This is a genomic window from Pseudomonas sp. B21128 (assembly GCF_044218865.1).
Lineage (GTDB): Bacteria > Pseudomonadota > Gammaproteobacteria > Pseudomonadales > Pseudomonadaceae > Aquipseudomonas > Aquipseudomonas iridis.
This window is the reverse complement of record NZ_CP162590.1, coordinates 3,086,655-3,111,476: the sequence shown is the minus strand read 5'-3', so window position 1 is coordinate 3,111,476 and position 24,822 is coordinate 3,086,655. Positions and strand designations below refer to the sequence as shown.

Annotated in this window: 20 protein-coding genes; 5 read left to right on the top strand and 15 right to left on the bottom strand. The window is 59.2% G+C overall.

Going from position 1 to position 24,822, the window contains the following annotated elements; translation table 11 throughout:
* Positions 1-21 precede the first annotated feature (21 nt).
* The 11 genes from AB4P91_RS13865 to mtnA form a co-directional block, all read right to left on the bottom strand.
* Complete coding sequence (locus tag AB4P91_RS13865; RefSeq protein WP_150593098.1) at positions 22-261, bottom strand: lipopolysaccharide assembly protein LapA domain-containing protein; 240 nt, start codon at positions 259-261, stop codon at positions 22-24.
* A gap of 27 nt (positions 262-288) precedes the next feature.
* On the bottom strand, positions 289-585 hold the full coding sequence (gene ihfB / locus AB4P91_RS13860) for an integration host factor subunit beta (RefSeq protein WP_003189779.1): 297 nt from the start codon (positions 583-585) through the stop codon (positions 289-291).
* Positions 586-734: 149 nt separating this feature from the next.
* The gene (locus tag AB4P91_RS13855) at positions 735-1,019 is read right to left on the bottom strand and encodes a hypothetical protein (RefSeq protein WP_150593097.1); all 285 of its coding nucleotides are present in this window, start codon (positions 1,017-1,019) and stop codon (positions 735-737) included.
* A 194-nt stretch (positions 1,020-1,213) separates the two neighbouring features.
* Positions 1,214-2,896 carry a 30S ribosomal protein S1 gene (gene rpsA / locus AB4P91_RS13850; protein WP_053122458.1) on the bottom strand — a complete coding sequence of 561 codons (1,683 nt, stop codon included), beginning with the start codon at positions 2,894-2,896 and terminating at the stop codon, positions 1,214-1,216.
* Between the two features lie 119 nt (positions 2,897-3,015).
* Positions 3,016-3,705: a (d)CMP kinase gene (cmk, locus tag AB4P91_RS13845; RefSeq protein ID WP_047302446.1), complete on the bottom strand. Its 690-nt coding sequence runs from the start codon at positions 3,703-3,705 to the stop codon at positions 3,016-3,018.
* Positions 3,702-5,909 (bottom strand): bifunctional prephenate dehydrogenase/3-phosphoshikimate 1-carboxyvinyltransferase, encoded by a 2,208-nt coding sequence (locus AB4P91_RS13840; RefSeq protein ID WP_395604964.1) that lies wholly within the window; start codon positions 5,907-5,909, stop codon positions 3,702-3,704. The genes cmk and AB4P91_RS13840 overlap by 4 nt, the downstream gene beginning before the upstream one ends.
* Positions 5,910-5,937: 28 nt before the next feature.
* The gene (gene hisC / locus AB4P91_RS13835; RefSeq protein WP_395603008.1) at positions 5,938-7,050 is read right to left on the bottom strand and encodes a histidinol-phosphate transaminase; all 1,113 of its coding nucleotides are present in this window, start codon (positions 7,048-7,050) and stop codon (positions 5,938-5,940) included.
* 12 nt (positions 7,051-7,062) lie between these two features.
* Positions 7,063-8,157, bottom strand: a complete 1,095-nt coding sequence (pheA, locus tag AB4P91_RS13830) for a prephenate dehydratase (RefSeq protein ID WP_007908404.1) — start codon at positions 8,155-8,157, stop codon at positions 7,063-7,065.
* Positions 8,157-9,242: a 3-phosphoserine/phosphohydroxythreonine transaminase gene (serC, locus tag AB4P91_RS13825; RefSeq protein WP_042560363.1), complete on the bottom strand. Its 1,086-nt coding sequence runs from the start codon at positions 9,240-9,242 to the stop codon at positions 8,157-8,159. The genes pheA and serC overlap by 1 nt, the downstream gene beginning before the upstream one ends.
* A 223-nt stretch (positions 9,243-9,465) precedes the next feature.
* A complete protein-coding gene (gene gyrA, locus AB4P91_RS13820) occupies positions 9,466-12,240 on the bottom strand; it encodes a DNA gyrase subunit A (protein WP_042560364.1) in 2,775 nt (924 codons plus the stop codon).
* 425 nt (positions 12,241-12,665) lie between these two features.
* Complete coding sequence (gene mtnA, locus AB4P91_RS13815) at positions 12,666-13,742, bottom strand: S-methyl-5-thioribose-1-phosphate isomerase (protein ID WP_395603007.1); 1,077 nt, start codon at positions 13,740-13,742, stop codon at positions 12,666-12,668.
* Between the two features lie 108 nt (positions 13,743-13,850).
* Here mtnA and AB4P91_RS13810 point away from each other — a divergent pair, with 108 nt between their 5' ends.
* From AB4P91_RS13810 to AB4P91_RS13790, 5 genes are all read left to right on the top strand, one after another.
* Positions 13,851-15,185, top strand: a complete 1,335-nt coding sequence (locus AB4P91_RS13810) for a TRZ/ATZ family hydrolase (protein WP_395603006.1) — start codon at positions 13,851-13,853, stop codon at positions 15,183-15,185.
* Between the two features lie 58 nt (positions 15,186-15,243).
* On the top strand, positions 15,244-15,942 hold the full coding sequence (gene ubiG, locus AB4P91_RS13805; protein ID WP_150593092.1) for a bifunctional 2-polyprenyl-6-hydroxyphenol methylase/3-demethylubiquinol 3-O-methyltransferase UbiG: 699 nt from the start codon (positions 15,244-15,246) through the stop codon (positions 15,940-15,942).
* Positions 15,943-15,946: 4 nt separating this feature from the next.
* The gene (gene mupP, locus AB4P91_RS13800) at positions 15,947-16,618 is read left to right on the top strand and encodes an N-acetylmuramic acid 6-phosphate phosphatase MupP (RefSeq protein WP_150593091.1); all 672 of its coding nucleotides are present in this window, start codon (positions 15,947-15,949) and stop codon (positions 16,616-16,618) included.
* 112 nt (positions 16,619-16,730) lie between these two features.
* Positions 16,731-17,471, top strand: a complete 741-nt coding sequence (locus AB4P91_RS13795; protein WP_042560369.1) for a YciK family oxidoreductase — start codon at positions 16,731-16,733, stop codon at positions 17,469-17,471.
* 361 nt (positions 17,472-17,832) lie between these two features.
* Complete coding sequence (locus AB4P91_RS13790; protein ID WP_395603005.1) at positions 17,833-18,759, top strand: GGDEF domain-containing protein; 927 nt, start codon at positions 17,833-17,835, stop codon at positions 18,757-18,759.
* 136 nt (positions 18,760-18,895) lie between these two features.
* On the opposite strand, the gene AB4P91_RS13785 is transcribed toward AB4P91_RS13790, so the two are convergent.
* The 4 genes from AB4P91_RS13785 to AB4P91_RS13770 form a co-directional block, all read right to left on the bottom strand.
* Entirely contained in the window at positions 18,896-19,657 is a 762-nt protein-coding gene (locus AB4P91_RS13785; RefSeq protein ID WP_395603004.1) for a TenA family transcriptional regulator, read from the bottom strand.
* Positions 19,658-19,736: 79 nt separating this feature from the next.
* Positions 19,737-22,196 carry an EAL domain-containing protein gene (locus AB4P91_RS13780; protein ID WP_395603003.1) on the bottom strand — a complete coding sequence of 820 codons (2,460 nt, stop codon included), beginning with the start codon at positions 22,194-22,196 and terminating at the stop codon, positions 19,737-19,739.
* 201 nt (positions 22,197-22,397) lie between these two features.
* Positions 22,398-24,224: an ABC transporter ATP-binding protein gene (locus AB4P91_RS13775; RefSeq protein ID WP_395603002.1), complete on the bottom strand. Its 1,827-nt coding sequence runs from the start codon at positions 24,222-24,224 to the stop codon at positions 22,398-22,400.
* Positions 24,217-24,819, bottom strand: coding sequence for a DsbA family protein (locus AB4P91_RS13770; protein ID WP_181818512.1), 603 nt, complete (start codon positions 24,817-24,819; stop codon positions 24,217-24,219). Before AB4P91_RS13770 ends, AB4P91_RS13775 begins: the two co-directional genes overlap by 8 nt.
* Positions 24,820-24,822 lie beyond the last annotated feature (3 nt).

The window sequence follows — 24,822 nt, the reverse complement described above, 5'->3', positions numbered from 1 at the left end:
GACGCTCTGCTTATGACGTTTTCAGACAAGACGTTTGCGTGCCGCTCTGGACGATCGCCCCAGAAACCAGCTCAGTACCGGACCAATCAACATGCCTGCCAGCAACGCTAAAACCACCACCAGCGAAACCGGAATCCGCGGCCCGGACAAACCAAGAAACAACAAAGACACTGATTGCTGATTTTCAAGCACAAACGCCAAAATCACCAACACCAGCATAAGAATAAATACGCCGAGAAGTATGCGCTTCAAGTTACGCATGACCAGCCCCCTGAAAAATAACCACGGTCAAACCCCCTCTTCCTCTTCTTCGTTCACCCGATCGCGCAATTCCTTACCTGGCTTGAAGTGCGGAACGAACTTGCCATCCAGACTGACGGACTGGCCGGTTTTCGGATTGCGACCAACGCGCGGCGCGCGATAATGCAGAGAGAAGCTGCCGAACCCACGAATCTCGATGCGATCACCGGTGGCTAGGCATTGGGACATTTGTTCAAGCATGGTCTTGATAGCCAGCTCCACATCCTTGGATGAGAGCAGCCCTTGATGGGTGACAATTCGTTCGATCAACTCCGACTTCGTCATATTTTTCCCTTCTTTTTCAAGCAGCTAGATCAGCGCTTGAAAGGTTTTAGCACGCCCGGAAGAATTTGAACAGCCCAGGGATTGACATATCTTTCTACGCGTCGATGTGCCCGTTTTCAGGGCATCACACCTGACCGGATCATGCGAGATTAGCGACAAATCACCAACATGGTCCGAGTCACGAGCCCGGCAGGATTGAAGCCGAACGGGTAATCATCCTCATCCATGGCATCGTCAGATCGCGTAATCACTTTGTAACCTGCCCCCTTGCACTCCTTCGCCGCACGCTTTTGGCACTTCTCCCAGCCAGAGCCCAGCCCGGAGCAGTCGACCTCGATACCACTGACGCCGCGCACAGCATGGGTCTTCGCACTTGTAGTGCACCCTGCCAGCGCTAGCGCCAGCACTGCTGCAACGAAAATAAACTTGTTCATCCACTTCCTTATGCCAGGCAACTGCCCGACGACTAAACGCTTAAGACCAAGCTTAGACGTGAATAGGCGATTGATCCGATTAAAGAAACAGACCTACGAGCAAAGGAATTGGTTTCACGCGCTGAAGTGACGCACTAAATCGCAGGCACAAAAAAGGGCGACCGAAGTCGCCCTTTTTAATGATCAAGCAGAACTTAGTTCTGTTTGGCCATTGCCTGGCGCAGCAGTGCCGCCATGGTGGTGTCGCCGGTAGGAGCTTCTTCAGCCTTCAGGCTCTGGATAGCTTCTTTCTCTTCAGCATCATCTTTCGACTTGATGGAGAGCTGGATTACGCGGCTCTTGCGGTCAACGCTGATGATCTTGGCTTCTACTTCCTGGCCTTCTTTCAGAACGTTGCGCGCGTCTTCAACGCGGTCACGGCTGATTTCGGAGGCTTTCAGAGTCGCTTCGATATCGTCGGCCAGAACGATGATGGCGCCTTTGGCGTCAACTTCTTTCACAGTGCCCTTAACGATGGCGCCTTTGTCGTTCTCTTGAACGTACTCGGAGAACGGATCGCTTTCCAGCTGCTTGATACCCAGGGAGATACGCTCGCGCTCTGGGTCAACCGACAGGATAACGGTGTCCAGCTCGTCGCCCTTCTTGAAACGACGAACAGCTTCTTCGCCAACTTCGTTCCAGGAGATGTCGGACAGGTGAACCAGGCCGTCGATGCCGCCGTCCAGACCAATGAAGATACCGAAATCGGTGATCGACTTGATGGTGCCGGAAATTTTATCGCCCTTGTTGAACTGGCCAGAGAAATCTTCCCATGGGTTAGATTTGCACTGCTTGATGCCCAGGGAGATACGACGACGCTCTTCGTCGATGTCCAGAACCATAACTTCCACTTCGTCGCCGACTTGTACGACTTTCGAAGGGTGGATGTTTTTGTTGGTCCAGTCCATTTCGGAAACGTGTACCAGACCTTCAACGCCTTCTTCCAGCTCAGCGAAGCAGCCGTAGTCGGTCAGGTTGGTGACACGAGCGGTAACGCGAGTGCTTTCTGGGTAACGGGCTTTGATAGCAACCCATGGATCTTCGCCCAGCTGCTTCAGGCCCAGGGAAACACGATTGCGTTCGCGATCGTACTTCAGAACCTTAACGTCGATTTCGTCACCAACGTTGACGATCTCGGAAGGATGCTTGATGCGCTTCCAGGCCATGTCGGTGATGTGCAGCAGGCCGTCCACGCCACCCAGATCGACGAATGCGCCGTAATCGGTGAGGTTTTTGACGATACCTTTGACTTGCTGGCCTTCCTGCAGGGATTCCAGCAGAGCTTCACGCTCGGCGGAGTTCTCGGCTTCCAGGACGCTGCGACGGGAAACGACAACGTTGTTGCGCTTCTGGTCCAGCTTGATGACCTTGAATTCCAGCTCTTTGCCTTCCAGGTGCGTGGTGTCGCGCACTGGACGGACGTCAACCAGGGAACCTGGCAGGAACGCACGGATGCCGTTAACGTCGACAGTGAAGCCGCCTTTAACCTTACCGTTGATAACGCCCTTGACCACTTCCTCGGCTGCGAAGGCAGCTTCCAGAACGATCCAGCATTCAGCGCGCTTGGCTTTTTCACGGGACAGCTTGGTTTCACCAAAACCGTCTTCAACCGAGTCCAGAGCAACGTGAACTTCGTCACCGACATTGATAGTCAGATCGCCAGCGTCGTTGTAGAACTGCTCAAGCGGGATGAGTGCTTCAGACTTCAGGCCAGCGTGAACGGTTACCCAGCGAGCCTGGTAATCGATATCAACGATAACACCGGTGATGATGGAGCCTGCCTGAAGGTTCAGGGTTTTTAGGCTTTCTTCAAAGAGTTCCGCAAAGCTTTCGCTCATTTTAATTCCTGTAAATGAGGGCGAAGGATACGCCCATCTCCACACCCCAGACGGTGTGGGTTAGTTTCATATAGAAGAAGCGCCGCAGGACTATGACTGGTCCCCTGCGACCTTCTTGGTCACCCGGCGATATCGCGAATGGCGATCTCGCTCATGATGCGTTCAAGCACCTGATCGATGGACAACTCCGTGGAATCCAGCTGTATGGCATCAGCCGCCGGCTTGAGCGGGGCTACTGCGCGCTGGGTATCACGCTCATCGCGTGCACGGATCTCATCTAGCAGACTCGACAGACTAACACCCTCGACTTTGCCCTTCAACTGCAAATATCGACGGCGCGCCCTCTCCTCGGCACTGGCGGTCAGGAAAATCTTCAGCGGTGCGGTCGGAAAAACCACCGTACCCATGTCGCGACCATCGGCCACCAGACCCGGCGCCTCCTGGAACGCGCGTTGACGCTGCAGCAGCGCCTCGCGTACAGCCGGCAACGCAGCCACTTGCGAAGCGCCGGAACCGACGCTTTCAGTGCGAATGACATCGCTGACTTCGTCACCTTCCAGAATGATGCGTTGCAGCTGACCGTCGGTCGCCGCAATGAACTGCACATCCAGATGAGCGGCAAGTTTCTTCAGCAACTCCTCATTGGTCAGGTCGACACCATGGTTGTGCGCAGCAAACGCCAGCAAGCGGTAAAGCGCACCGGAATCCAGCAGATTCCAGCCTAGACGCTTGGCCAGAATCCCGGCGACCGTGCCTTTGCCCGAGCCGCTTGGCCCATCAATGGTGATGACCGGTGCAATGTTTTTCACGACTGAGCCTCTTGTGCCACACGAATGCCGACCTGAGCGCACAGCGCGAGGAAGTTCGGGAACGATGTCGCGACGTTGGCGCAATCATGGATGCGAATCGGTGCGGTAGCGCGCAATGACGCAACACTGAAAGCCATGGCAATGCGGTGATCGCCGTGACCATGCACTTCGCCGCCACCGATCTGGCCGCCGTCGATGATGATGCCGTCCGGGGTCGGTTCGCACTTGACGCCCAGCGCCAGCAAACCGTCCGCCATGACCTGGATACGATCCGATTCCTTGACCCGCAGCTCTTCGGCGCCGGTCAGCACTGTGCGCCCTTCGGCACAGGCGGCGGCCACGAAGAGCACCGGGAACTCGTCGATGGCCAGCGGAACCAGCTCCTCCGGAATCTCGATACCTTTGAGCTTGGCTGCTCGCACGCGCAAGTCAGCCACTGGCTCGCCGCCGACTTCACGCTGGTTTTCCAGCGTGATGTCCGCACCCATCAGGCGCAGGATGTCGATGACACCGGTACGGGTCGGATTGATGCCAACGTGCTCAAGCACCAGCTCGGAACCTTCGGCGATCGAAGCCGCCACCAGGAAAAACGCTGACGATGAGATGTCGCCCGGCACTTCGATATGAGTTGCGGTCAACTTGCCGCCGGACTCGACCGAAGCCGTCGCGCCGTCAACGCTCACCGGGTACCCGAAGCCACGCAGCATGCGCTCGGTGTGGTCGCGGGTTGGCGCAGGCTCGGTGACAGTGGTCTTGCCTTCAGCGTACAGACCCGCCAGCAGCAGGCAGGATTTCACCTGCGCACTGGCCATCGGCATGGTGTAGGTCAGGCCTTTGAGCTTGTGACCGCCACGAATAGTCATCGGTGGACGACCTTCGGCGGCGGTTTCGATCACGGCGCCCATTTCACGCAGCGGATTGGCCACGCGATTCATCGGACGCTTGGACAGCGAAGCATCGCCCGTCAGGGTACTGTCGAAATTCTGCGCCGCCAACAGGCCGGACAGCAGACGCATCGATGTACCGGAGTTGCCCAGATAGATCGGGCCCGGCGCAGGCTTCAGGCCATGCAGGCCGACACCGTGAATGGTCACGCGACCATGATGCGGGCCTTCGATGACGACGCCCATGTCGCGGAACGCCTGCAAGGTTGCCAGAGCGTCTTCGCCCTCAAGGAAACCTTCGACTTCGGTGACGCCTTCGGCCAGCGAACCGAGCATGATCGAGCGGTGGGAAATGGATTTATCGCCCGGTACGCGAATCCGACCGGACAGGCGGCCACCAGGTTGAGCCAGGAAGATCAGATCGTTGGAATTCATAGCGTCCACATAGGCCCTGCGGGCCAGGATTTTACTGAAATGCTCACGGGCAACCCGGGCGCGAGTGAAAACGCCCAACAATTGGTGCCCATCCCCTGCATCGACCGCGTCGCGCAAGGCGTCGAGGTCGCTGCGAAATGTATCGAGTGTGCGCAGAACAGCCTCGCGGTTGGCGAGGAAGATGTCGTGCCACATCACCGGGTCGCTTCCGGCGATTCTTGTGAAATCGCGGAAGCCACCGGCAGCGTAACGGAAGATCTCAAGGTTTTCATTGCGCTTGGCCAACGAGTCAACCAGACCAAAAGCCAGCAGGTGCGGCAAATGACTGGTTGCGGCCAACACTTCATCGTGACGCTCGACCTGCATGTGCTCGACGTCAGCCCCCAATTCGCGCCACAACCGATCAACGATCGCCAGCGCAGCCGGATCGGTTTGCTCAAGCGGCGTCAGGATCACTTTATGACGACGGAACAGTTCGGCATTGGAGGCTTCCACCCCACTCTGCTCGGAGCCGGCAATCGGATGGCCCGGCACGAACCGCGCAGGCATGCCGCCAAACGCCTCGGTCGCTGCGCGCACCACATTGCCTTTGGCGCTGCCGACATCAGTCAGAATCGCCTGCCCCAGGTCCATGCTCGCCAAACGCGCGAGGACTTTTTCCATGGCCAGAATCGGCACCGCCAACTGAATCACATCAGCGCCCTGACACGCAGCCGTCAGATCCTCTTCACAGCGATCCACTACACCCAACTCGACCGCCAGCTTGCGCGATTGCGGATCGAGATCGACCCCAACCACTTCGCGGCAAACACCGCTTTCGCGCAAACCCTTGGCAAACGAACCACCGATCAACCCCAGACCAACCACCACAAGGCGACCGATCATAGGTGCAGCATATTGCAGCGCAGTGACATCACCCACGAGCCAGAACCTTGCGCAGCGCTTCAAGGAAACGGCTGTTTTCGGCCGACAGACCAATGGTGACCCGCAGGTGATTCGGCATGCCGTAATTGGCCACCGGACGCACGATCACACCTTCGGCCAGCAAACCCTGGAACACCGGAGCCGCCACCTGAGCGAGATCGACGCAAATAAAGTTGCCTTTGGACTCGATCCAGCCCAGACCCAGCTCACGGAAACCCGCTTGCAACTGATGCATGCCGGACCCATTGAGCTGACGGCTTTGCGCCAGGTACTCCTCGTCTTTCAACGCCGCACAGGCAGCCGCAAGGGCCAGGCTGTTGACGTTGAATGGCTGTCGAACACGGTTCAGCACGTCCGCCACTACCGGAGTCGACAGACCGTAGCCGACGCGCAATGCCGCTAGGCCATAGGCCTTGGAGAAGGTGCGCGAAACCAGCAGGTTCGGATACGCCGCCAAGAAGTCCAGACCATCCGGCAAGTCGCTGCCTTCGGCGTACTCGATGTAGGCCTCATCCAAGACCACCAGCACATGCTCCGGAACGTCCTGCAGAAACTCGTCCAGCGCTTCAGCGCCGAACCAGGTGCCGGTCGGGTTGTTCGGGTTGGCGATGAACACTACGCGGGTGTTGGCATCGATGGCCGCCAGCATTGCAGGCAGGTCGTGCCCCCAATCCTTGGCTGGCACTACTTTGGCCTGAGCGCCGACCGCTTGAGTCGCGATCGGATACACCGCGAACGCATGTTCGCTGAACACAGCGTTGAGGCCCGGCGCCAGATAGGCGCGCGCCACCAGCTCAAGAATGTCGTTGGAGCCGTTGCCCAGGGTGACCTGGTTCAGCTCGACGCGGCACTGCTCGGCCAGCAAGGACTTCAGCGCGAAGCCGTTGCCATCGGGATAACGAGTCAGCTCGGCCAGCTCTTCGCGGATCGCCGCCAAGGCTTTGGGACTGGCACCCAGCGGGTTTTCGTTGCTTGCCAGCTTGACGATTTTTGCCGGGGCCAGATCCAGCTCGCGCGCCAGTTCGTCCACAGGCTTGCCCGGAACGTAAGGCGAAAGTTGTTGCACGCCCGGCTGTGCCAGAGCGAGGAAATTGCCACTCATTACTACCGCCCCTTACAGAACTGCTTTCGGGTAGGAACCCAGCACTTTGAGTGCTACTGCTTCCTGACTGATCTTTTCCAGTACACCTTTGATCAACGGATCACGGTGGTGGCCAACGAAGTCGATGAAGAACACGTAGGTCCATTTGCCGCTGCGCGACGGCCGGGTTTCGATGCGGGTCAGGTCGATCCCGTTATCATGGAAAGGCACCAGCAGCTCGTGGAGCGCGCCGGGTTTGTTGCTCATGGACACGATGATCGAGGTCTTGTCGTCGCCGGTCGGCGGCACTTCCTGGTTACCAATCATCAGGAAGCGCGTGGAGTTGTCCGGGCGATCTTCGATCTTTTCGGCCAGACGCGTCAGGCCATAAAGGCCCGCCGCCATGTCGCCGGCAATCGCCGCCGAATTCCACTCGCCTTTAACCCGCTTGGCCGCCTCGGCATTGCTGGACACTGCAACGCGCTCAACATTCGGGTAATGCGCGTCCAGCCACTTGCGGCACTGGGCCAGCGACTGAGCATGGGAATAGATGCGGCTGATGCTGTCGGTCTTGGTGTTTTCACCGACCAACAGGTGATGGTGGATCCGCAGCTCGACTTCGCCACAGATCACCATGTCGTGCTCGAGGAAGCTGTCGAGGGTGTGGTTGACCGCGCCTTCGGTGGAGTTTTCCACCGGCACCACGCCAAAATTCACCGCACCGGCCGCCACTTCACGGAACACTTCGTCGATCGCCGCCATCGGCTTGCTGATCACCGCGTGACCGAAGTGCTTCATGGCCGCAGCCTGAGTGAAGGTGCCTTCAGGGCCGAGGTAAGCCACTTTCAGCGGCTGCTCCAGCGCCAGACACGAAGACATGATTTCGCGAAACAACCGCGCCATTTCTTCGTTGCCCAACGGCCCCTGATTGCGCTCCATCACTCGCTTGAGCACCTGGGCTTCGCGCTCGGGACGATAGAACACCGGCACTTCGCCTTCGGCCAGCGAGGCCATCTTTACTCGCGCGACTTCCTGAGCGCAACGCGCACGCTCACTGATCAGCTCCATGACTTTGGTGTCCAGAGCGTCAATGCGAACGCGCAGTGCCTTGAGTTCTTGCTCGGACATCAGCCGTGTTCCTTCTCGAATTCAGCCATGTACGCCACCAGCGCGTTAACGGCGGTGATGTCGACGGCGTTATAGATGGAGGCGCGCATGCCGCCCACAGAGCGGTGGCCCTTGAGGTTGAGCAGACCACGCTCTTCGGCACCGACCAGGAACGGCTTGTCGAGACGATCATCGGCCAGACGGAACGGCACGTTCATCCACGAGCGATCCGACTTGTTGATCGGGTTGCTGTAGAGACCGCTGGCGTCGATGAAGTCGTACAGCGTGCGCTGCTTGGCATCGTTCAGCTTGGCGATGGCTTCGACACCACCCTGCTCTTTCAGCCACTGGAACACCAGACCGGACAGATACCAGGCCAGCGTCGGCGGCGTGTTGTACATCGAGCCATTATCCGCCGCAACCTTGTAGTCAAGCATGGTCGGGCACAGCGCGCGGGCCTTGCCCAGCAAGTCTTCACGAATGATGTTGACGACGATGCCGCTCGGACCAATGTTCTTTTGTGCGCCGGCGTAGATCATGCCGAAACGCGAGACATCGACTGGACGCGACAGAATGTCCGAAGACATGTCAGCAACCAGCGGCACGTCGCCGACCTCCGGGATCCACTGGAATTCCAGACCGCCGATGGTCTCGTTCGGGGCGTAATGAACGTAAGCGGCGTCTTTCGACAGGTTCCACTCGTTCTGGCCGGGGATGGCGAAATAGTCGTAAGGCTTGGCGGTGGCGGCAACGTTGACATGGCCGTAACGCGAGGCTTCTTCGATGGCTTTCTGCGACCAGATACCGGTGTCGATATAGTCGGCCGAGCCGCCCTCAGGCAACAGGTTCAGTGGAATCTGCGCAAATTGCTGGCTGGCGCCACCTTGCAGAAACAGCACTTTATAGTTCGACGGGATATTCAGCAGGTCACGCAGATCCTGCTCGGCCTGGGTGGCAATGGACACGAACTCATCGCTGCGATGGCTCATTTCCATGACCGACAAGCCCTTGCCGTGCCAATCAAGGAGTTCACCCTGGGCGCGCTGCAGAACAGCTTCAGGAAGCGCCGCAGGACCGGCGCAGAAGTTATAGGCTCGCTTGCTCACATCCAATCTCGCTCTGATTTGGTGGTATCACATATCAGTCGGCGCCGATCTCATGCGGGAGCGAGCTTGCTCGCGAAGGCGGACTGACATTAACCAGCGATGTCGCCTGATACTCCGCCTTCGCGAGCAAGCTCGCTCCCCCAAGGATCTTGATGGGCGCCGAAATTTCATACCGGACAAATAACAAGGGGGCGAATTCTCATCCGCCCCCTCGCTTGTCCGCTTATTCTTGCGGTTCTTCGTCTGCTGCGGCGTCGAGCTGCTGGTCTTCGACTGCGTCGTCAATCACGACATTGCCTTCGAACTCCTCGCCCTCTTCACCTTCGAGCTCTTCACCTTCGACTTCCGAAGGCTCCTGAACCCGCTCCAGGCCGACCAGGGTTTCATCCTTGGCCAGTTTGATCAGCGTGACACCTTGGGTGTTACGACCCAGGCTCGACACTTCGTCGACACGGGTACGCACCAGCGTGCCCTGATCGGAGATCAGCATGATCTCTTCGCCGTCCTGCACCTGAACCGCACCGACCAGACGACCGTTACGCTCGTTGCTGACCATGGCGATAACGCCCTGACCGCCACGCTTGTACTCAGGGAACTCGGTGATGGCGGTACGCTTGCCATAACCGCGCTCGGAAGCGGTGAGAATCTCGCTGCCTTCTTCCGGGATCAGCATGGAAATCAGCTTCTGACCTTCCGGCAGACGCATACCACGCACACCGCGGGCGGTACGGCCCATGGCGCGAACTTCGGATTCCTTGAAGCGAGTGACCTTGCCGCCGTCGGAGAACAGCATGATCTCCTGCTCGCCGTCGGTGACGGCCGCGGAAATCAGGATGTCGCCTTCGTCCAGCTCCAGCGCGATCAGACCAACGCTACGCTGACGACTGAAGGCCACCAGCGGGGTCTTCTTGACGGTACCGTTGGCAGTCGACATGAAGATGAACGGCGCTTTCTTGCGATCGGCTGCCTTGATGCGCGCGCGGCGCTCTTCGTCGGTCTCGTTGCTGTTTTCGATTTCTTCTACATCAGCCTCGGCGCCTTCGGCTTCTTCTTCATCAGCCTGACGCTTCATGGCTTCGAGATCGACCGGCAGCATGGTGGTGATGTATTCGCCCTCGCTCAATGGCAAGAGGTTGACCAGCGGACGACCACGGGCAGCGCGCGACGCTTCCGGGATCTCGTAGGTCTTGAGCCAGTACACCTTGCCTTTGCTGGAGAACAGCAGCAGCGTGGTGTGGCTGTTGGCAACCAGCAGGTGAGCGATGTAGTCCTCATCCTTGACGCCGGTCGCCGATTTGCCTTTACCGCCACGACGTTGAGCCTGGTACGCAGCCAATGGCTGGGTCTTGGCGTAGCCACCGTGGGAAATGGTCACGACGCGCTCTTCTTCCGGGATCATGTCACCCAGGGTCAGATCGAGGCGTGCATCGAGAATTTCGGTGCGACGCACATCGCCGTATTCGGCACGGATCACTTCCAGCTCTTCGCGGATCACTTCCATCAGGCGCACGGCGCTGTTGAGGATGCGGATCAGCTCGCCGATCTGGTTGAGGATCTCTTGATACTCGGCCAGCAGTTTCTCGTGTTCCAGACCGGTCAGACGGTGCAGACGCAGTTCCAGGATGGCTTGCGCCTGTTCTGGCGACAGGAAGTATTTGCCTTCACGCAGACCGTATTGCGGATCGAGGGTCTCCGGACGGCACGAATCAGCACCGGCACGCTCAACCATCGCGACCACGGCGGAGGATTCCCACGCGGTCTTGATCAGCGCTTCCTTGGCTTCCGACGGGGTCGGCGAAGCCTTGATCAGCGCGATCACCGGGTCGATGTTCGACAGGGCAACCGCTTGACCTTCAAGGATGTGACCACGCTCACGGGCTTTACGCAGTTCGAACACGGTACGGCGGGTGACGACTTCGCGGCGGTGACGCACGAAGGCTTCCAGCAGATCCTTGAGGTTAAGGATCCGTGGACGGCCGTCGATCAGCGCGACGATGTTGATGCCGAACACCGCTTGCAGCTGGGTCTGGGCGTAGAGGTTGTTGAGGATCACCTCTGGCACTTCACCGCGACGCAGTTCGATCACGACGCGCATACCGTCCTTGTCGGACTCGTCGCGCAGCTCGGTGATGCCTTCCAGCTTCTTCTCTTTAACCAGCTCGGCGATCTTCTCGATCAGACGCGCCTTGTTCAACTGGTAAGGGAGTTCGGTGATGACGATCTGCTGACGGCCACCGACCTTGTCGATGTCCTCGATGATCGAGCGGGCACGCATGTAAATGCGCCCGCGACCGGTGCGGTAGGCTTCGATGATGCCGGCGCGACCGTTGATGATCGCGGCGGTCGGGAAGTCCGGGCCGGGGATGTATTGCATCAGTTCATCGACGGTCAGCTCAGGGTTGTCGATGAGCGCCAGGCAACCGTCGATGACTTCACCGAGGTTGTGCGGCGGAATGTTGGTCGCCATGCCCACGGCGATACCGCTGGAGCCGTTGACCAGCAGGTTGGGAATCCGCGTCGGCATGACCGCCGGGATCATCTCGGTGCCGTCGTAGTTCGGCACCCAGTCCACGGTTTCCTTGTGCAGGTCGGCCAGCAGCTCGTGCGCCAGTTTGGTCATGCGTACTTCGGTGTATCGCATGGCCGCGGCGTTGTCGCCGTCCACCGAGCCGAAGTTGCCCTGACCGTCGACCAGCAGGTAGCGCAGGGAGAAAGGCTGAGCCATGCGGACGATGGTGTCGTACACCGCCGTATCACCGTGCGGGTGATACTTACCGATCACGTCACCGACAACACGGGCAGATTTCTTGTACGGCTTGTTGTAGTCGTTGCCCAGCTCGCTCATCGCGAACAGTACGCGACGGTGCACGGGCTTGAGGCCATCGCGCGCATCCGGCAGTGCACGGCCGACGATCACGCTCATCGCGTAGTCGAGGTAGGACTGCTTCAGCTCGTCTTCGATATTGACCGGGAGGATTTCTTTGGCCAGTTCGCCCATGAGAAGCCTGATTCCTTTTTCTGGTGAAACTTCGTCATCTCCATGTGGGAGCAACGAAGCTCGTCGGGCACGGCAGAGTGCCGTGCGCCGACTTACGACAAATCAACATTCCGGAGAGTGGATTTGCGCAGTAAAGACAGCTCCGTGGAGCGGCCTCGGAAAACGCCGGATGTTATCACAAAGGCCGCCACGCACCTATCCCCCAGACGCGCATGGAGCATAGTTAGTTGACTGGTGACAGGCTTAACGGGGACGAGAGAGGCTCAGAGCTTCTTTGAATGCAGAATTCGGCCCTGGTTTGAGGATGTTTATTGACTTTTAGGGCCTCATCGCTGGCAAGGCAGCTCCTACAGGATCGGCGGCGAGCACAAAACCTGTGAGAGCTGGCTTGCCAGCAATGATGTTCAGCCAGACGCCACAGCCAATCAATGCAGGCGCTTGCGGCACATCAACTGTGCCATTTTTGCCGTGTCCGGCCGCTCGACGATGCCCTTTTCGGTAACGATGGCATCGATCAGGTCCGCCGGTGTCACGTCAAACACCGGGTTGAACGCCTCAACGTCAGGACCAACACGCTTGCCGCCGACTTCCAGCAATTCGGCACCATCGCGCTCTTCAATCGGAATTTCGTCGCCGCTGGCCAGATTCATGTCGATGGTCGAACTCGGCGCCACCACCATGAAACGCACGCCATGGTGCATGGCGTTGACCGCCAGTTGATAAGTGCCGATCTTGTTGGCCACGTCGCCATTGGCGGCGATCCGGTCAGCGCCGACGATCACCCAGGTCACGCCTTTGGTTTTCATGATGTGCGCGGCGGCAGAATCGGCATTCAGAGTGACGGGGATGCCTTCGTTGGCCAGTTCCCATGCTGTCAGGCGCGAGCCCTGCAGCCACGGCCGGGTTTCGTCGGCATATACGCGCTCGACCATGCCCTCGAGATATGCCGCACGAATGACGCCAAGCGCCGTGCCAAAACCGCCGGTCGCCAGAGCACCGGTGTTGCAGTGGGTGAGAATCGCCTGAGCGTTGCCCTGATGCTTGCGGATCAGATCGACGCCGAGCTGGGCCATGGTCAGGTTAGCCTCGCGATCACTTTCGTGGATGGCGATGGCCTCGGCTTCCAGCGCCGCCAGCGGATCGGCATTGCCTTTGAGGCGATCGAGCCGATCGTGCATGCGGCCCAGCGCCCAGAACAGGTTGACCGCCGTCGGCCGGGATGCGGCCAGCAGGGCAAAATCCTCTTCCAGCGCCGCGTACCAGTCACCGCCCTCGGCTACCCGCGTACGCGCCGCCAGCACAATGCCGTAGGCCGCGCTGATACCGATCGCCGGTGCACCACGCACCACCATCGAACGAATCGCCTCGGCCACGCCGGCGGCGCTGGTGTAAGCGATCCAGGTTTCCTCGAACGGCAAAATACGCTGATCCAGCAGGTGCAGCGCGCCATCTCGCCAATCGATGGCCTTCACTTTCTCCGCAGCCAACAGTCGATCGCGCATCCCACACCCCGCACTCATGAACAAAAGCCGCCGATTATAGCGATCCCCCCGCGAAGACGCTCGGGTATACTTCGCCATCCTTTACAAAAGCACTGGAACCGACCCTCGATGCCGAAACCTGCCATTGCGCTCGACTTATTATTGCTGCCGACCTGGCTGGTACCCGTCGAACCCGCAGGCGTTGTGCTCAAGGAGCATGGCCTGGGCATCCGCGACGGTCGCATCGTGTTTATCGGCCCGCGCAGCGAAGCGTTGAAGTGTAACGCCACTGAAGTGCGCGAATTGCCGGATGTCCTGCTCAGCCCCGGCCTGATCAACGCTCACGGCCACGCGGCCATGACGCTGTTCCGTGGCCTGGCCGATGATCTGCCGCTGATGACCTGGCTGGAAAACCACATCTGGCCGGCCGAAGCCAAATGGGTCGATGAAGACTTCGTTCGTGACGGCACCGATCTGGCCATCGCCGAGCAGATCAAGGGCGGCATTACCTGCTTCTCGGACATGTATTTCTTCCCCAAAGTCGCCAGCGAACGCGTGCATGACAGTGGAATGCGCGCGCAGATCGCCATTCCGATCCTCGACTTCCCGATTCCCGGCGCCGCCAGCGCCGATGAGGCCATTCGCCAAGGTGTCGAGCTGTTCGGCGATCTGAAGCATCACGAGCGCATCAAGATCACCTTCGGCCCTCATGCACCCTACACCGTAGGCGATGAAAATCTCGAAAAAATCCGCGTGATCGCCGAGGAGCTGGATGCGTCGATTCACATGCACGTCCACGAAACCGCGTTCGAAGTGCAGCAAGCGGTCGAGCAGCGCGGTGAACGGCCGCTGGCCCGTCTAGGCCGACTGGGCCTGCTCGGCCCGCGCTTCCAGGCGGTGCACATGACGCAGATCAGCGATGACGACCTGGCGTTGCTGGTAGAAAGCAACACCAGCGTGATCCACTGCCCGGAATCGAACCTCAAACTGGCCAGCGGTTTCTGCCCGGTCGAGCGTTTGTGGCAGGCTGGTGTGAATGTCGCGGTCGGCACCGATGGTGCAGCGAGCAACAATGACCTCGACCTGCTCGGCGAAACCCGTACTGCAGCGCTACTGGCCAAAGCTGTCGCCGGTTCCGCCACTGCACTCGACGCCCATCGTGCGTTGCGCATGGCCACGCTCAACGGTGCCCGGGCACTGGGAATCGAGGCGCAGGTTGGCTCACTGGAAATCGGCAAGGCCGCAGACATCGTCGCCTTCGACCTGTCCGGCCTGGCGCAGCAGCCGATCTATGACCCGGTTTCGCAGCTTATATATGCCACCGGGCGCGATTGCGTGAAACACCTGTGGGTCGCCGGCAAACAACTGCTCGACGACCGGCGTCTGACACGCATGGATGAACAGCAACTGGGCGCCACCGCCCGGGCCTGGGGCCAGCGCATCAGCGGCCGCACCGAATCGTAAACACCTCGCAGCCAACCTGTGGGGCTACAGCCTTTTTCAAGTTTTAGAGGATTCAACCATGAGCAACGTCGACCACGCCGAAATCGCCAAATTCGAAGCCCTGGCCCATCGCTGGTGGGACCGTGAAAGCGAGTTCAAACCACTGCACGACATCAATCCGCTGCGGGTCAACTGGATTGACGAACGGGTCAATCTGGCCGGCAAGAAGGTCCTCGACGTCGGTTGCGGCGGCGGCATCCTCAGCGAAGCCATGGCCCAGCGCGGCGCGACCGTCATGGGCATCGACATGGGCGAAGCGCCGTTGGCGGTCGCGCAGTTGCATCAACTGGAGTCCGGCGTGAGCGTCGAGTACCGCCAGATCACCGCTGAAGACCTGGCTGAGGAAATGCCCGAGCAGTTCGACGTCGTGACTTGCCTGGAAATGCTCGAACACGTGCCTGATCCATCGTCGGTCATCGCCGCTTGCTACCGCATGGTCAAGCCGGGCGGCCAGGTGTTCTTCTCGACCATCAACCGCAACCCGAAGGCGTACCTGTTCGCGATCATCGGCGCCGAATACATCATGAAGCTGCTGCCGCGCGGCACCCACGACTTCAAGAAATTCATTCGCCCATCCGAGCTGGGGGCCTGGAGCCGCCTGGCCGGCCTGACCGTCAAGGACATCATCGGCCTGACCTACAACCCGCTGACCAAGCATTACAAACTGGCCAACGACGTTGACGTCAACTACATGATCCAGACCCTGCGTGAGGAATAAGCCGATGGCCATCAGAGCAGTTCTTTTCGACATGGACGGTACTCTGCTCGACACCGCGCCGGATTTCATTGCCATCTGCCAGGCGATGCGCGCGGATCGCGGCTTGCCGCCGATCAACGACAAGTACATCCGCGACGAGATTTCCGGGGGCGCCAAAGCCATGGTCGCGGTGACGTTCTCGATGGACCCGGAGTCGCCGGGCTTTGAGGAACTGCGCCTGGAGTTCCTTGAGCGTTACCTCGTCGGTTGCGCGGTGCACAGCAAACTGTTCGACGGCATGAGCGAACTGCTGGCCGACATCGAACAGGCCAACCTGATCTGGGGCGTGGTCACCAACAAGCCTGTGCGTTTCGCCGAGCCGATCATGCAGCAACTGGGGTTGGCCGAGCGCTCGGCGCTGCTGATCTGCCCGGATCACGTGAAGAACAGCAAGCCGGATCCGGAGCCGCTGATTCTCGCGTGCAAGATGCTTGATCTGGATCCGTCGACCGTTCTGTTTGTGGGCGATGATCTGCGCGATATCGAATCGGGGCGCGATGCCGGGACCAAAACGGCCGCGGTAACCTACGGCTACATCCATCCGGACGACAACCCGCGGCATTGGGGCGCGGATGTGGTGGTGGATCATCCGCTGGAATTGCGCAAGGTACTGGATAGCGCGCTCTGCAGCTGCTGATCAAAGTCAAAAGATCGCAGCCTGCGGCAGCTTCTACACGGGAGTTATCCAACTCACGCAGGAGCTGCCGACGGCTGCGATCTTTTAGCTATTAACGGATTGTGAGGTGTTTATGTTTGATTATTCCGCTCGCCCCGAATTGCTCAAGGATCGGGTCATTCTGGTCACCGGTGCCGGTCGTGGCATTGGCGCGGCCGCCGCGAAAACCTATGCCGCCCATGGTGCAACCGTGCTGCTGCTGGGCAAGACCGAAGCCAATCTGACGCAGGTCTACGACGAAATCGAAGCCGCCGGCCACCCGCAACCAGCAGTCATCCCCTTCAACCTCGAAACCGCCCTGCCCCATCAATACGATGAACTGGCAGCGATGATCGAGACTGAGTTCGGCCACCTCGACGGCCTCCTGCACAACGCCTCGATCATCGGCCCGCGTACGCCGATCGAGCAGTTGTCCGGGGAAAACTTCATGCGTGTCATGCAGGTCAACGTCAACGCCATGTTCATGCTGACCAGCACGCTGCTGCCGCTGCTCAAGCTGTCGCAGGATGCGTCGGTGGTGTTTACCTCCAGCAGCGTTGGTCGCAAGGGCCGTGCTTACTGGGGCGCGTACGGTGTGTCGAAATTTGCCACCGAAGGCCTGATGCAAACCTTGGCCGATGAGGTCGACGGCGTAGCGCCGGTGCGCTCCAACAGCATCAACCCGGGCGGCACCCGCACCAGCATGCGAGCGCAGGCTTATCCCGGAGAAAACCCGCTGAACAATCCGACCCCGGAGGACATCATGCCGGTCTACCTCTACTTGATGGGCCCCGACAGCACGGGTATCAACGGCCAAGCATTCAACGCACAGTAATTGCCATACGTCGCATTTGTGGCCGCGGCGGATTACTGCCGCGGCAGACATTTGCCGCTGTCGACCGTCACAATAAAGTCAAATATCCAGCACCCCTCTTCCTCAGGCAATCACAAGCCGTTGATTCATATGGGTTTAAATAAAACCGAACTGATGGCACGACTTTCGCTCTAATTTCCCACAAAGCATGCCGTGTGAAGGCAATGGGACAAGGCCTGTTTCGATAGCTTACTAATCGTCATCAGGCAGACTAAACTAACCCCAAACGTCCTACGGGACTGATGGATCAGTACGACGCGCAGCCCATAGTCGCTCTCACCCAGCCTGTAAGACAGACTTACTGCTTAGGGGCTCACGCCAAATGAAATCACCCTCCCAGACCAATGCAATTGACTTTGACAGTGCCAAATTGCAACGCCTGGGCTTCGGTCAGCTTCCTCCACTTCTGGAACGCCCGACCAGCCTGACGCAATTGCGCCAGCAAATGAGCCTGCAATTGCAAACCAGTCTCGAACCGCAACGCATACTCGGCCTGTTTTTCCGCGAGGTTCAACGCCTGGTGCCGCTGGACGCCTTGAGCTACGAGCACAAGGGCAGCGACTTGCGCCTGGAGTTCGGCGCACGCGGTCACCATTCCGTCAGCTACAGCCTGAGCCACGAAGGCGAGCACATGGGCGACGTGGTGTTCCGGCGCAATCGCCGCTTCAACGAGCAGGATCAAGGCAATCTCGAATCGCTACTGTCGTCGCTGCTCTATCCGATGCGTAATGCCCTGCTGTACCGAGCGGCCACCCAGAGCGCATTGCGTGATCCACTGACCGGCGCCGGCAATCGCATCGCAATGGAGCAGACGCTGCAACGCGAGATCGAAATGTCTCGACGGCATGTGCAACCGCTGTCGGTGTTGATGCTGGATATCGACCACTTCAAGCGCGTCAACGACAGTCACGGCCACAGCGCAGGAGATGACGTGCTTAAAGCCGTCGCTGCCTCGATCAAGAGCCAGTTGCGCAACGTCGACATGGTCTTCCGTTATGGCGGGGAAGAGTTTCTGATCATGCTGTCCAACACCAGCCGGGAAGCGGCGGCGATGGTCGGCGAGCGTCTGCGTTATGCGGCGCAAGCGGCGGAGTATTACGCCGATGGTCAACTGATCGAGCTGACGGTCAGCCTGGGTTGCTCCACCCTGCTACCGAGTGAATCGGCAGAAAGCCTGTTGCGCCGCGCGGACAGTGCGCTGTACGTGGCCAAGCGTGAGGGGCGTAACCGGTTGGCAATGGCGGGCTGAGCCCCTCCAGATAACACAAAACAGTGTGGGAGCAAGCTTGCTCGCGAAGGCGATCTGTCATTCAACAATGAGTTGCCTGACATTCTGCTTTCGCGAGCAAGCTCGCTCCCACATTAGTGTTGAGCGAAGCCGAGAATCAGTTCTCGAGCACAGCCCTGCGCTCACGGCTTACCAGCAAGCGTTCGGACGTTTCCAATTGCATGCACCGCTCCAGGAACAGGTACATGTAGTCGTAGCTCTTGCAGATGGCCTGACGCAAATCGGCCTGCAAGGCCTCGCTCGGGCTCATGCCCGCCAGGGTGCAGATGATTTCCAGCGCCTCCCATGGGTGAGCATCGTCGTACTGGGCGTGCATCTTCAGCCACTTCATCGCACGCTTGCGATCTTCTTCAGGGAATGCCGCGGCGTACACGCCATTGGAACAGACCAGCGCCGACCACTCCCCGGTCGCGCCTTCGATGGCGTAGTTGGTCGCGGCGATGGCCACAATCAGTGAATCGGCGGAACTGGTATGCCAGCACCAATGACTCAAGGCATGCAGTTCAGGCGGCACATGCTGGGCCTGAAGATCCTCAAGGCTTACACCGTGCGCGCGACTCCAGTGCACCCAATAATCGGCGTGATTGAGTTCGACGCGGATGTTGCGCATCAGCCAGCGCCGCGCCATGTCTTCGCCGGGATGACGGGCAAACCGGGTCTTGGTGAGGTTCTGCGCCATGTACAACGCGAACTGCTCAACCACCGGCCAGCCCCCGATCAGGTACTGGCGCATGGTTTTGGCGCTGAGTTTGTTATCACGCATGCGCAGGTAAAGTTCATGTTCGACAACCCGGCGCTTGCTCTCGCTGCAATCATCTATCAGCTGCTGTGCCCAGCCTGGATAACTTGCGGCTTCCATGAGTGGTCCGGTTCGGTTGAATGTGTCGATCACTGTTCGGCTCCTTTTGATTTGTGATTGTAAGGATCGGCGAAAGATTTCAACGGAACGTGCCAGGCGCTTTGAATAACAGCGGTTGCGGTCTGGCGGGCCAACTTTGCAAACTGTCACAGGTAAACAACTGCGGACGCTCAATAACATAACCTTGTGCGTAATCCACACCAATCTCAAGCAATGCCTGCTCGATCTGAGTTGTTTCAACAAACTCGGCAATTGTCTGCTTACCCATGACATGCCCGATGTGATTGATCACTTCGACCATTGCGCGGTTAATCGGGTCGTCCAGCATGTCCTTTACAAAACTCCCGTCGATCTTCAGGAAGTCTACAGGCAAATGTTTCAGATAAGCGAACGAAGACATTCCGGCACAAAAGTCATCCAGCGAGAAGTAGCAACCTAAGCCTTTGAGTTCATTAATAAATCTAATTGCACTGCCCAAGTTTGAAATTGCACTGGTTTCAGTAATTTCAAAACAAATCATTTCAGGCGGTATTGAATAGTTAACAAACTGCTCGCGCAGAAAGTTCAAAAACGCGTCATCTCCTATAGTAATGCCTGACAGATTAATCGCACACATCGCTAATGGGCCTTCATGTTCTTGCGCAATACATTGAGCAATCACCTTGAACACGTTTTGCACTACCCAGCGATCCAGCTGACTCATCAAGCCATATCGCTCTGCAGCGGGAATGAAACTGTCGGGCAGAATCATTCGGCCGGCTTCATCATGCAGACGCAGGAGAATCTCAATGTGCCCACCCTTGCCCTCACTTGGTTTAAGGGGGGCGATTTGCTGGGCAAAGAGGCAAAAACGATCCTCTTCCAGCGCCATGTGCAAGCGCTGCACCCAGGCCATTTCACCGAAGCGCAGCGACAGTTCGGAATCGTCGGCGTGATAGACCTGCACCCGATTGCGGCCCTTTTCCTTGGCCATGTAGCAGGCCATATCGGCTGCTCGCAGCGAGGTTTCGAGGGTCGTCGGGGTTTGCGTGATATGCACCAGGCCGATACTGACCGTGGTCTGGAATGGTCGCCCTTTCCATACGAAATGCAGGTTCTGCACGGTCTGACGCAGCACCTCGGCAATTTTCTCCGCCGCCTCCGGCGAGCAGTTCTGCAGCAGAATACCGAACTCGTCACCGCCAAGCCGCGCCAGCGTATCGCCCTCGCGCAGGCCTGATTGCAGCAGCGTGCAGATGTGTCGCAACAGTTCATCGCCCGCCGCATGGCCGCAGGTGTCGTTGACCAGTTTGAACTGGTCCAGATCGAGGAACATCAATGCGTGCCGCCCCGCCTGCCGCGTGAGGTTGTGCAGCGCCTGCTCCAGGCGATATTCGAACTCGCGGCGGTTAGCCAGCCCCGTCAGCGCATCGTGGGTGGCCTGCCAGGAGAGATTGGCGATGTATTGGCGTTCCTGGGTCATGTCGTGCAGCACCAGCACCGTGCCGCTGACCTTGCCCGCATTGCGGATCGGTGCGCCGACCAGCGTCACCGACAATGTGCTGCCGTCCAGGCGCTGGATCAGCTTCGAGTGTTCACTGCCGCCACCGAGTTGACCGCTGAGAATGTGTTCGATCAGCGTCAGACCTTCGGCCTGCGCGTTGTCATCAAGCAAATTGAACAGCGCCGCCAGCGGCAGGCCCGCGGCGTGCTCGGCGTTCCAGTGGGTCATGGCTTCGGCGGCGGGGTTCATGTAATCGATGGCCCCCGTCACGTCGGTGGTGATGACGCCATCGCCGATCGACTGCAGGGTGACCTGCGCGCGATCCTTTTCCAATTGCAGCGCCTCGGCAAAGGCGTGGCGCTGCTTGAGCAATTTCTGGGTGCGCAACAAGGCCAGCACGATCAGCCCCAGTGCCGTGGCCAGGTTGATCGCCAGCAGCAGACGCAGGATCATCCGCGAGCCTTCGCCCAAGGCATCGCTGAAGGCTTTCGCCGCCGGGGTCACGGCATCATTGATCGCAAAGATCTGCGCCTTCCAGCGCAGGATATCGGCGCTGCCGGCGGTATTCTCGGAAATACTGCGGTGCATCTCGCGCGCCAGATCATCCAGCTCGATCAGATAAGCGTCACCCACCGTCCAGCGGTCGATGGCAGTCTCCAGGTAACTGAAATGACGGAAGTTGAGGTACAGCCAGATCACGCTGGAGACGTCGTCCGGGTGGTTGCCACCCTTGAGGATGCCTTCGCGTGCAGCGGCCAGATCCGGCGATTGACGATCCAGTGCCAGACGCAGCTGATGACCGCCCTGAGGGACGCCTATCGCAGTCTGGTATTTGAGGAATATCTGTTCGTCACGACTGTCCGCGTACAGATTGAGGTAGTAGATGGCATCTTTCTGGCCCTTGGACCAGAGACTTTCCCCCGCAACGTAGCCGCGAACGGCCGACAGCACGTAAAGGCTCACGCCCCCCAATAACGCTTGAAACAACACGACGGCAATAAATGGCCAGACGATGCCCAACAATCGTGGCGTTGCGAAAGTCCGCTTTTGCTCCATGAGATCCCTTGCGCAAGTACTGCCCGATGAACAACCGTAAAATCCCGCTCCTGACAGCTCAGCCTAGGCTAATTTTTGATATGTCAAAGGGACAGCTTGGCCGTCTGCAACGCTGATCGTGCAACCGACTGATCTTTAGAGGCTTTCCGAGCAGGTTTGCTCAATGAGATTCTCACACTGAGGGCAAAAAGGGCTAGAGACTCAGGGACGCTGAATCTGCTGCAAATGGCCATACAACTTGGCGTACAGCCCGCCATCGGCAATCAACTGCTGGTGATCGCCATCCTCGGCCACTTGTCCACCGTCGAATACCAGCACCCGATCAGCCTGCTTCACTGCCGATAACCGGTGCGCAATGATCAGCGTGGTGCGGCCCTGAAGGAACCGTGCCATGGCTTGATGCAGGTTGTATTCGGTGGCGGCGTCGAGGGCCGACGTGGCCTCGTCGAGGATCACCACTTTTGGCTCGGCGAGGATCATCCGCGCAATCGCAAGGCGCTGGCGCTGCCCCCCGGACAAACGCACGCCGGAACGGCCAACGATGCTGTCGAGTCCATCCGGCAAGGCGCGGATCGCGGGTTCGAGCTGAGCGATTTCCAGCGCCTGCCAGCAGGCTTCGTCACTGCGCGTGCGGCCCATCGTCAAGTTGGCACGTACGGTGTCATTGAACAGCGCCGGATGCTGCAACACCACCGCGACGTTTTCCCGAACCGTCTCCAGACCGATTTCCTGCTGGGTCGAGCCGCCAAAGCGAATCGTCCCGGACAGCGGCGTGTATAGCCCCAGAAGCAATTGCACCAGAGTGCTTTTACCACCGCCACTGGCGCCGACAATCGCGACTTTCTCACCGGGCGCGATGGACAGATTCAACTGATCCAGCACCGGTTCATCGCCGTAACCGAAGCTCAGGCCTTGCACCTCGATGCCCACGGTGTCGCGGCCCTTGAACGGATCGACACCGCCCGGATACTGCGGCTCATCGGCCCGCGCCAGCAGTTCGTTGATCCGCGCCAGCGCCCCGCCCGCCGCGTAATAGGCGTATTGCAGGTTGAGCAGTTGCTCCACCGGGCCGATCATGAACCACAGGTAACTGAACACCGCGAGCATCTGCCCGATCGACAGGTCGGAGAACAGCACGGTGAGCATCGCCGCCGCGCGAAAGATGTCGATACCGAACTGGAACAGCAGGCCACTGGCACGGTTGGAAGCGTCGGTTTTCCATTGCGAATTGATCGCATAGTTACGCACCTCCTGCGCCCGCAAACCGAGCCGGCCGAGGAAGAACCCCTGACGGTTGCCCGCCCGTACTTCCTGAATCGAGTCGAGGGTTTCGCTCAGCGCCTGGGTGAAGCGCGCGGTGCTGTCGTTCTCGAGTTTCTTCAGGTGTTTGACGCGTTTGCCCAACTGCACCGTGGCGTAGATCACCAACGGGTTGAACAGCAGAATCAGCAGCGCCAGCTTCCAGTGCATCCACATCAGGATGCTCGCGGTGCCGACCAGCGTCAGCATCGCCACCAGAAACCGGCTGAGGGTTTCACCGACAAACTTGTCGAGGGTGTCGAGATCGGTGACCAGATGGGTGGTCACCGTGCCGCTGCCCAGACTTTCATATTCGGCGAGGGATATACGCTTCAGCCGTTCGATCAAGCGCACGCGGATGCGATAGACGATGTCCTTGGCCAAACGCGCAAACAGCCGCGACTGCAACACGCCAAAGCCTAACGCGCCGCAACGCAGGGTCAAGGTGACCACCAGCATCAGGCCGATATAGCCCGCCGCTTGCTGCCACATCGTCGGCAACAGGTGATTCATCACCTTCAGCGCCGCATCGCCGTGGCCGAGTAGGACTTCGTCCACCAGCAATGGCAGCAGCAACGGAATCGGCACGCTGCACAACGTGGCCAGAACGGCGACGCCGTTGGCGATCCACAGGGACTTTTTGTGAGTGAGTGCCAGTCGCCGGACTTCTGCCCAGCTCAGCCGGTCGATACGCTTTGCGGCTGGCGTGTCATCGGCCCGGTCAGGCACAGGCTGCGCGCTCCAGCCATCGGCCGAGCAATGGCGACAGTTCACTGAGCGGCTGGTAACCGTTGGTCAGCAATGCCAGCTGGCCGTTGCGTTCGGCGAGCAACGTGGGGAAACCGGCGATGCCAAGGTCCTGCACCCAGCTGAAATCGGCCTGAGTGGCTTTGTGTTGATCGGCATGGTCGAACAACGCAGCGAATTCGATGCGCGGCACGCCCGCCTGCTCCGCCAACTCGACCAGCACGCTGGCCTGAGTGACATCGCGCCCTTCAGCGTAAAACGCCTGCTGGATCAGTCCGACCAGTTTCCACGCACAATCCGGCGCCAGGCTGCGTGCAGTGACAATTGCACGGCAGGCAGGCTCGGTGTCGTAAACAAAACCCTCGGGCAACGCACCGTCAAGCTTGAACGGCTGCCCCGTGGCCTCGGTGACCGCTTGCCAGTGTTCAAGAATGTAGCGGCGGGTGGTCGGTTCCAGCGCCGAACCGCTGCCGGTGCGCAATCCGCCCACCACCAGATGCAGCTCGACGCCGGCTGCCTGCGCTTGCTCGACCAGTGCCTTGGCCACCGGAGCAAATCCCCAGCACCAGGAACACATCGG